This is a genomic window from Streptomyces racemochromogenes (genome assembly GCF_044129415.1).
GTDB lineage: Bacteria > Actinomycetota > Actinomycetes > Streptomycetales > Streptomycetaceae > Streptomyces > Streptomyces racemochromogenes_A.
This window is the reverse complement of sequence record NZ_JBBDHD010000195.1, coordinates 1-8,847: the sequence shown is the minus strand read 5'-3', so window position 1 is coordinate 8,847 and position 8,847 is coordinate 1. Positions and strand designations below refer to the sequence as shown.

Annotated in this window: 8 protein-coding genes; 7 read left to right on the top strand and 1 reads right to left on the bottom strand. The window is 71.1% G+C overall.

The annotated features are described in order from the left end of the window. From WDV06_RS34765 to WDV06_RS34750, 4 genes are all read left to right on the top strand, one after another. On the top strand, nt 1-1,003 hold a 1,003-nt coding region (locus tag WDV06_RS34765), incomplete at its 5' end, for a carbohydrate ABC transporter permease (protein WP_395513812.1). Nucleotides 1,004-1,029: 26 nt separating this feature from the next. Further along, a complete protein-coding gene (locus tag WDV06_RS34760) occupies nt 1,030-1,899 on the top strand; it encodes a sugar ABC transporter permease (protein ID WP_395513813.1) in 870 nt (289 codons plus the stop codon). 79 nt (nt 1,900-1,978) lie between these two features. Further along, a complete protein-coding gene (locus tag WDV06_RS34755) occupies nt 1,979-3,571 on the top strand; it encodes a glycoside hydrolase family 13 protein (protein WP_395513811.1) in 1,593 nt (530 codons plus the stop codon). Further along, nucleotides 3,559-4,566: a LacI family DNA-binding transcriptional regulator gene (locus WDV06_RS34750; protein WP_395513810.1), complete on the top strand. Its 1,008-nt coding sequence runs from the start codon at nt 3,559-3,561 to the stop codon at nt 4,564-4,566. The genes WDV06_RS34755 and WDV06_RS34750 overlap by 13 nt, the downstream gene beginning before the upstream one ends. Nucleotides 4,567-4,863: 297 nt before the next feature. Here the strand turns inward: WDV06_RS34750 and WDV06_RS34745 are convergent, their stop codons facing one another. Continuing rightward, the gene (locus WDV06_RS34745) at nt 4,864-5,442 is read right to left on the bottom strand and encodes a TetR/AcrR family transcriptional regulator (RefSeq protein WP_395513809.1); all 579 of its coding nucleotides are present in this window, start codon (nt 5,440-5,442) and stop codon (nt 4,864-4,866) included. An 88-nt stretch (nt 5,443-5,530) separates the two neighbouring features. Here WDV06_RS34745 and WDV06_RS34740 point away from each other — a divergent pair, with 88 nt between their 5' ends. The 3 genes from WDV06_RS34740 (at nt 5,531) to WDV06_RS34730 (ending at nt 8,726) form a co-directional block, all read left to right on the top strand. Further along, the gene (locus WDV06_RS34740) at nt 5,531-5,977 is read left to right on the top strand and encodes an anthrone oxygenase family protein (RefSeq protein ID WP_395513808.1); all 447 of its coding nucleotides are present in this window, start codon (nt 5,531-5,533) and stop codon (nt 5,975-5,977) included. A 27-nt stretch (nt 5,978-6,004) separates the two neighbouring features. Next, complete coding sequence (locus tag WDV06_RS34735) at nt 6,005-6,439, top strand: DUF4267 domain-containing protein (protein ID WP_395513807.1); 435 nt, start codon at nt 6,005-6,007, stop codon at nt 6,437-6,439. Between the two features lie 727 nt (nt 6,440-7,166). Next, nucleotides 7,167-8,726 carry a M4 family metallopeptidase gene (locus WDV06_RS34730; RefSeq protein ID WP_395513806.1) on the top strand — a complete coding sequence of 520 codons (1,560 nt, stop codon included), beginning with the start codon at nt 7,167-7,169 and terminating at the stop codon, nt 8,724-8,726. Nucleotides 8,727-8,847 lie beyond the last annotated feature (121 nt).

Sequence of the window (8,847 nt, the reverse complement as noted above, 5' to 3'; positions counted from 1 at the left end):
CGAGACGACCCTCGCCGGCCGCGGCCCCGGCCCCGCCCGTACGACCGCCAAGAGCGCCACCGCCGCCGGGAGCCCCCGCGGCGGCCTCGGCCGTGCCCTCGCCACGCACTGGTACGCCTGGGCCATGGTCGCCCCGGTCGTCCTCGTCCTCGGCGTCATCGTCGGCTGGCCGCTCGTCCGCGGCGTCTACCTGTCGCTGACCAACGCCAGCGAGCGCAACGTCTCCCGGACGATCGGCGTCCGCCACATCGAGGCCACGTACGAGTTCGTCGGTCTCGACAACTACGCGGCGGTCCTCGGCGACGCCGTGTTCTGGCAGCGGCTGGTGTGGACGGTGGTGTGGACCGTCGCCTGCGTCTCGATCACCTTCGCCCTCGGGCTCGGCCTGGCCACCGTCCTCAACCGGCAGTTCCGCGGGCGCGCCGCCTACCGGATGGCGCTCATCCTGCCCTGGGCCGTGCCCGGCTTCGTCTCCGTCTTCGCCTGGCGGTTCCTCTTCAACCGCGACAACGGCATCCTCAACAAGATCCTCGACGGTGGGGGGATCTCCGCCGTCCCGTGGCTGGACGACCCGACCTGGGCCAAGGTCTCCGTCATCGCCGTCAACGTCTGGCTCGGCGTGCCGTTCATGATGGTCGCGCTGCTCGGCGGGCTCCAGTCGATCCCCGCGGAGCTCTACGAGGCGGCCGAGATGGACGGCGCCGGACCGTGGCAGCGGTTCCGCCACATCACCCTGCCGGGGCTGCGCGCCGTCAGCATGACGGTGATCCTGCTCTCCACCATCTGGACCTTCAACATGTTCCCGGTGATCTTCCTGCTCACGCGGGGCGGCCCCGGCGACTCCACCGAGATCCTCGTGACCCAGGCCTTCCGCCAGGCCTTCGTCGCCAGCCCCCGCGACTTCGCCGGATCCGCGACCTGGGGCGTGCTGATCCTCGGCCTGCTCATGATCTTCGCGCTGGTCTACCGGCGCTCGCTGCGCAAGCAGGGAGAGGTGTGGTGACCGTGTCCGCTTCCGCGTCCCCTTCCGTGTCCGGTGCCGTGTCCGAGACCGGCCCGAAGGCCGTCCGTCCGCGTGGTGCGCGTTCGCCGCTCGCCTCCTTCGGCCTGCACGCCACCCTCCTCGTCGCGTCCGTCATCGCCGTCTTCCCGGTGCTGTGGATCCTGCTGACCTCCCTGAAGCCCGCGAAGTACGCCATCAGCACGGACTTCGTGAAGGAACCGACGCTCGACAACTACACGGATCTGCTGGAGTCCAGCCACTTCCTGAGCTGGTTCTGGAACTCGGTGCTGGTGGCCGGCGTCACGACCGTGCTGGGCGTCTTCATCGCCGCCACGACCGGCTACGCCGTCAGCCGGTTCAGGTTCCCCGGCATGAAGCCGCTCATGTGGACCCTGCTCATCACGCAGATGTTCCCCATGGCCATCCTCATCGTCCCGCTCTACAACCTGATGGGCGACCTCGGGCTGCTCAACCAGCCCCTCGGACTGATCATCACGTACCTCACCATCGCCGTGCCGTTCTGCGCCTGGATGATGAAGGGCTTCTTCGACACCATCCCGGTCGAGATCGACGAGTCGGGGCGGGTCGACGGACTCAACCCCTTCGGCACCTTCTGGCGCCTGATCCTCCCGCTCGCCCGGCCCGGCCTCGCCGTCACCGGCTTCTACGCCTTCATCACCGCGTGGGGCGAGGTCGCGTACGCCTCGGCCTTCATGGTCGGCGAGGAGAACCTCACCCTCGCCGGCGGCCTCCAGACCTTCGTCACGCAGTACACGTCCAACTGGGGTGCGATGAGCGCGGCCTCCGTCCTCATCGCGATCCCCGCGGCCGTCTTCTTCCTGTTCGCCCAGCGTCACCTCGTCGCCGGTATGACGGCGGGCGCCACCAAGGGCTGACCACCCCGGCGTTCGCATCGCGCCCCGCGTCTGCCCCGTCCGCCTTCCGTACGACCGGCCCGATCTCTCCAAGGACACCATGACCCAGCACCTCGCCGACGCTCTCCCCACCCCGACCGGGACCCGGTCCGGCTGGTGGAGAGACGCGGTGATCTACCAGGTCTATCCGCGCAGTTTCGCCGACTCCAACGGGGACGGCATGGGGGACCTGGCGGGCATCCGCGGCAGACTGCCCTACCTCAAGGAGCTGGGCGTCGACGCCGTCTGGCTCAGCCCCTTCTACGCCTCCCCGCAGGCCGACGCCGGCTACGACGTCGCCGACTACCGGGCCATCGACCCCATGTTCGGCACCCTTCACGACGCCGACGCCGTCATCCGCGAAGCCCACGCGCTGGGCCTGCGGATCATCGTGGACCTCGTCCCCAACCACTGCTCCGACCAGCACGAATGGTTCAAGCAGGCACTGCGGGAGGGCCCGGGGACCCCGCTGCGCGAACGCTTCCACTTCCGCCCCGGCAAGGGGGAGTCGGGCGAGCAGCCGCCCAACGACTGGGAGTCCATCTTCGGCGGGCCGGCGTGGACCCGGGTCGCGGACGGGGAGTGGTACCTGCACCTCTTCGCGCCCGAGCAGCCCGACTTCAACTGGGAACACCCTGCCGTACAGGACGAGTTCCGCTCCGTGCTCAGGTTCTGGCTGGACCTGGGAGTGGACGGGTTCCGGATCGATGTCGCCCACGGCCTGGTGAAGGCGGCCGGCCTGCCCGACCTGGGGCGCGACGAGCAGCTCAAGCTGCTGGGCAACCAGGTGCTGCCCTTCTTCGACCAGGACGGGGTCCACGAGATCTACCGGTCGTGGCGGAAGGTCCTGGACGAGTACGCGGGCGAGCGGATCGGGGTCGCGGAGGCGTGGGCGCCGAGCGTGGCGCGCACCGCGTTGTACGTGCGGCGCGACGAGCTGCACCAGGCCTTCAACTTCCACTACCTCACCACCGGTTGGGACGCTGCCGCGCTGCGGGCCGCCGTCGACGAGTCGCTGGACGCCATGCGGCCCGTGGGCGCGCCGACCACCTGGGTGCTGTCCAACCACGACGTCGTCCGGCACCGGACGCGGTTCGGCAGCCTCGCGCGGGCGCGGGCGGCCGCACTGCTGATGCTGGCGCTGCCGGGCTCCGCCTACGTGTACCAGGGGGAGGAGCTCGGGCTGCCGGAGGTGACCGACCTGCCCGACGAGGTGCGCCAGGACCCGTCGTTCTTCAAGGCGAACGGGCAGGACGGGCTGCGCGACGGCTGCCGGGTGCCGATCCCGTGGTCGGGGGACACCGCCCCGTACGGGTTCGGTGAGGGGGGCAGCTGGCTGCCGCAGCCCGCGGAGTGGGCCGGGCTGAGCGTGGAGGCGCAGACCGGGGACCCGGAGTCGACGCTGGAGCTCTACCGTGCGGCGCTGCGGATCCGGCGGGAGCACCCGGACCTGGGGGCGGGCGACGCGGTGGAGTGGCTGGAGGCGCCTGAGGGGGTACTGGCGTTCCGGCGGGGGGCGTTCGTCTGCACCGTCAACATGACGGAGGAGGACGTGCGGATACCGGGAGCGGGTTCGGTGCTCCTGGCCAGCGGTGAGCTGAGGAGCGACCCGGACGTGGTCCCCGCCGACACCGCTGTGTGGTGGCAGGGGTGAGTTCCCCGTTGCGGCTGACGGACATCGCCTCGCAGGCCCAGGTCAGCGAGGCGACCGTCAGCCGTGTGCTCAACGGCAAGGCGGGCGTGGCGGCCGGCACCCGGCACCGGGTGCTGGCCGCCATGGACCTGCTGGGCTACGAGCGGCCGGTACGGCTCAAACGGCGGAGCAACGGGTTGGTGGGCCTGCTCATCCCCGAGCTGACCAACCCGATCTTTCCGGCGTTCGCGCAGGTCATCGAACAGGCGCTGGCCGGGCACGGGTACACGCCCGTGCTGTGCACGCAGACGCCGGGCGGGGCGACCGAGGACGAGCTCGTCGAGCAGCTGGAGGAGCGGGGGGTCACCGGGATCGTCTTCCTGTCCGGGCTGCACGCGGACGCGACCGCCGACCCGGCGCGCTACCAGCGGCTGGCGGCGCGGGGGGTTCCGTTCGTGATGGTCAACGGCTTCAACGAGCACGTGCAGGCACCCTTCGTCTCGCCGGACGACCGGGCGGCGGCCGACATGGCCGTACGGCACCTGGAGGAGCTGGGGCACCGGAGGATCGGGCTGGCCATCGGCCCGACGCGGTACGTCCCTTCCGCGCGCAAGGAGCAGGGGTTCCTGGCAGCGCGGCCCGGGGCCGACGGGGAGGGGCTGGTCCAGCGCACCCTGTTCAGCGTCGAGGGGGGACACGCGGCGGGCATCGCCCTGCTGGAGCGGGGCTGCACGGGGGTGGTGTGCGCCAGCGACCTGATGGCCCTCGGGGTCATCCGTGCCGCCCGGGAGCGGGGGCTGCGGGTGCCCGAGGACGTCTCGGTGGTCGGCTTCGACGACTCGCCGCTGATCGCCTTCACGGACCCGCCGCTGACGACGGTCCGCCAGCCGGTACGGGCGATGGCCACGGCGGCGGTGGGGGCGCTGCTGGAGGCGGTGGCGGGCACGCCGGTCCAGCGGACGGAGTACGTGTTCCAGCCCGAGCTGGTGGTCCGGGGGTCCACGGGACCGGGGTAGGGGGAGGCGGGGTTCCGGTGGGGCCCGCTTCTTCCCCCTTCAGGGGTGGGGGCGGGGCGGTGGCCGCCCACCCGCCTCCCCGGGTGCGGGGCGGTGGGTCGGCGGCATTGTCCCGCCGGGCGGTGGCGAGCGGCGGGCCGGGGCCGGGGGGTTGTCGGGGGCTGCCTTGCCGGCCAGCCGGGCCGACGAGACAGTCCATCGGGGTCCCCCTCCGCGACAGATCGCCACGCGCTTCTCTCTTCTTGGCGGCCGGCGGTCTTCTTGGGCTGGTGAACTCTTGGCCGGGGCCCGGACAGGTCAGGGCTTGGCCAGTCGGTCCACCAGGAGTTGAATCCTCGGCTCGGCGTGCTCGGGCAGCAGTCGGCCCGCGCGGGTCAGGGTTGCCAGGCCGTGGAGGGACGCCCAGAACACCTCGGTGAACAGCCCCGGGTCGACGCCGTCCCCGGCGACCTCGCTCAGGCCCTCCACCAGCGCGGCAAAGGCGTCCTTCAGGGGCTCCGGGGTGTCCTCCCGCGCGTACGGCAGGCCGCCGTCGAGCTGGAACAAGGCGTCGTAGACCGCCGGGTTGCGTGCGGCGAAGTCGAGGTAGGCGCGGGCGAGGGCGGCGACCCGCTCGCGGGGGTTGTCCGCGCCGGAGGTCGCGGCCCGCATCGTCACGGCCATCTCGGCGGCGCCCTCCAGGGCGACGGCGCCGATGATCTCGCGCTTGCCGCGGAAGTGGCTGTAGAGGACGGGCTGGCTGTATTCGATGCGCTCGGCGAGCCGGCGGGTGGTGACCGCGTCCCAGCCCTGCTGCTCGGCGAGTTCGCGGGCCGTCGCCACGATGAGGCGCTCGCGTTCCGCCCGCTCGCGCTGCTTGCGTTCCTGTACCGACATGGACGGATCCTAGCACTGCTAGACAACCGAGCGTCGGCAGGTCTAGCGTTGCCTCAACATCAAGCAGTGCTAGTTCAGGGGGATTGTCATGCTCAGCGCACTTGAGGTCGTCACCACTGTTGTCGTCGGCGTGATGGTGGGGGTGGAGTTCTCCGTCGTCTTCGTCGTGAACCGGATCCTGGACGCGCTTCCCGAGGACAGCGGCCAGCTCGGCCATGCCCACGGCGGCCGGATGCTCGGCGCCCTGATGCCGTTCTGGTACGTGGGCTCGCTCGTCCTCAGCGGGACCTGGGCCGTCGTCGGTTGGCCCCACCGCGGCGCCGGACTCGTCGTCACCGCCGCCGGACTGCTGCTGGTCAGCGTGGTCATGTCGGTGCTGCTGCTCGTCCCGATCAACAACCGGAACAAGACCTGGACCCCGGAGAACCGGCCCGCCGACTGGAAGGAGCAGCTGCGCCGCTGGGAGCGCTACCACTACCTCCGCGTCGCCGTCATCATCGCCGCGTTCACCCTGCTGGTCGTCGCCCTCGCCTGATCGGCGAAACCCGCAAGGAGGGGAACCGTGTCACTGAAGAAGACCAACACCGTTCTAGCCGCCGCCTTCATCCTCTTCATCCTCTGGTTCGGGACGGAGTACATCCTGAGCCCGGAGACGACGGCGCCGGGCTACGGCCTGCCGAGCCGGCCGTCCGGCGACGGCGGCGGCTTCCTGGTCGTCAAGGGCATCCGCGACGTCGTCCTGGCCCTGGTCCTGGGCGTCCTGCTGGTGACGGGTCATCGCCGGGCGCTGGGCTGGGCGCTGTTGGTGGAGGCCCTCGCCGCCTACGGCGACATGACGAATGTTCTGGCCCACCACGGTTCCGTGGCCATCGCGTTCGGCGTCCACTGCGCGACCGCGACGCTGATGGTGGTCAACGGCCTGCTGATCATGCGTGAGACCCGCAGGGCTGCGGCTGCCGCGGAAGCGCCCGCCCGGGTCCGGGTCCTGCCCCGGTAGGCCCGCTGTCTCCCCCGCGAGGGGCAGGGGCCGGGCGGTGGCTGCCCACCCGCCCCCGGGTGGGTGGGTCGGGGCCGTGTCCCGCCGGGCGGTGATCGGCGCGGACCGGGGTCGGGGGTGGTCGGGGTGCGGGCGGGCCGGTCTCAGGGATGGGTTGGGGGTTTCCCGTCAGTCCCACTGCCCTTCCGGTTCGGGCCGCCCTGTCAAGGGCGCTCCCTGCGGTCGCGTCGCTTCGCGATCGCCTGCGGCGACCCTTGACGGACCGTCCCGAACCGGAAAGACAAGGACTGCCGGGAACCCCCAAAAGGACGGCGCGGTCCTGCCTGGGACATCCGGCTCCCTCGGCGATGAGCCGGGGCCGTCGGGGGCCGCTTCCCCGGGCATCCGGGACCCCCTGCTGTGATCGGCGCCGCCGTCCGCGTCAGATCGCTACGCGCTTCTCTTGTCTCGGCGTCCGGCGCCAGTCTGGGGCGTCGTACGACATGCGGCCTTGCCCCTTCCTTGCAGCTCGACACCGACAGGGTAGGTGGTGCGGTTCGGTGTCAGACGCACGGCAACTGCCGTGCGAGGGAAGTGGAATGGGGCGTTTTCGTTCGTTGGGCGGTGCTTGTGCTCCGCTCAACGGACAACGGAAGGTCAAATCCTTGTTGCGTACCTGTCACTTCGGTCATTCTCCTGGCACTCTCTCAGCCAGTCCCCCCACGGCTCACAAGGAGAGACCTTCCCCATGTCTTCTTCCCGCACCCCCCGCACGCTGCGCGCCGCCGCGATCGTCGCTTCGGCGGCCATGGTCGCCATCGCGGTTCAGACGGGGTCCGCCAGCGCGTCCGCCGAGCGGGAGGCGGGTGCCACCGCCCTCACCCTGTCCGCCGGGGCGCGCGCCCAGGCGATCGGCGAGGCCCAGAACGCCGCCGCCGACACCGCGCGCGCCATCGGTCTGGCCGGTGACGAGCGCCTCGTCGCCCGCGACGTGATCAAGGACGCCGACGGTACCGTCCACACCCGCTACGAGCGCACCTACCAGGGCCTGCCCGTCCTCGGCGGCGACCTGGTCGTCCACCAGAAGAAGGACGGCAGCCGCAAGACCGACAAGGCCGTCGAGGCGAAGATAGCCCCGGCCGCGGCCCGTTCCACCCTGCGGGCTCCCGCCGGTGCGCGGCAGGTCGTGTGGGCCGCGACCGGCAAGCCGGTCTTCGCCTACGAGGCCGTCGTCACCGGCACCCAGCACGACGGCACGCCGAGCGAGCGGCACGTCATCACGGACGCCGCCACCGGTGCCGAGCTCTACTCGTACGAGGCCATCGACACCGGCGTCGGGACGAGCGAGTACTCCGGCACCGTCACCCTCGGCACCGCGCCCAGCGGGTCGGCGTTCAGCCTGACCGACACGGCGCGCGGCGGGCACAAGACCTACGACCTGAACGGCGGCACCTCCGGTACGGGCACGCTGTTCACCGACGCGGACGACAAGTGGGGCGACGGCACCCCGTCGAACCGCCAGACCGCCGCTGTCGACGCCCACTACGGCGCGGCCGTCACCTGGGACTTCTACAAGTCGGAGCTGGGCCGCAACGGCATCGCCGGCGACGGCCGGGCCGCCTACTCCCGCGTCCACTACGGCAACGCGTATGTGAACGCCTTCTGGGACGACAGCTGCTTCTGCATGACCTACGGAGACGGCCAGAACAACCAGAAGCCGCTGACCGCGCTGGACGTGGCGGGCCACGAGATGAGCCACGGCCTGACCGCCGCCACGGCCAAGCTCAACTACAGCCGTGAGTCCGGCGGCCTGAACGAGGCCACCAGCGACATCTTCGGCACCTCGGTGGAGTTCTTCGCCAACAACGCCTCCGACCCGGGCGACTACCTCATCGGCGAGAAGATCGACATCCGGGGCAACGGCTCCCCGCTGCGCTACATGGACAAGCCCAGCAAGGACGGCGCCTCCGCCGACTACTGGTCCAAGACGGTGGGCCGGCTCGACGTGCACAACTCGTCGGGCGTCGCGAACCACTTCTTCTACCTGCTGTCCGAGGGCAGCGGGGCGAAGACCGTGAACGGTGTGGCGTACAACTCGCCGACGTACGACGGTTCCACCGTCGCGGGCATCGGCCGGACCAAGGCGTACAAGATCTGGTACAAGGCCCTCTCGACCTACATGACCTCGACCACCGACTACGCGGGCGCCCGTGTGGCGACCCTGAAGGCGACGGCCGACCTGTACGGCTCGACGGGCGTGGAGTACCAGCAGGTGGCGGCCGCGTGGACGGCCGTCAACGTCAAGTAACCAGGTCCCGACCAGGGGGTGGGGGGGGGGGGGTCGGCCCCCCCCCCCCCCGGTTTTTGGGGGGGTGGGGGGGGGGGGGGCGGGGGCTGCGCCGGCCAGGTCGTTGTGTTTTTCTTTCGGG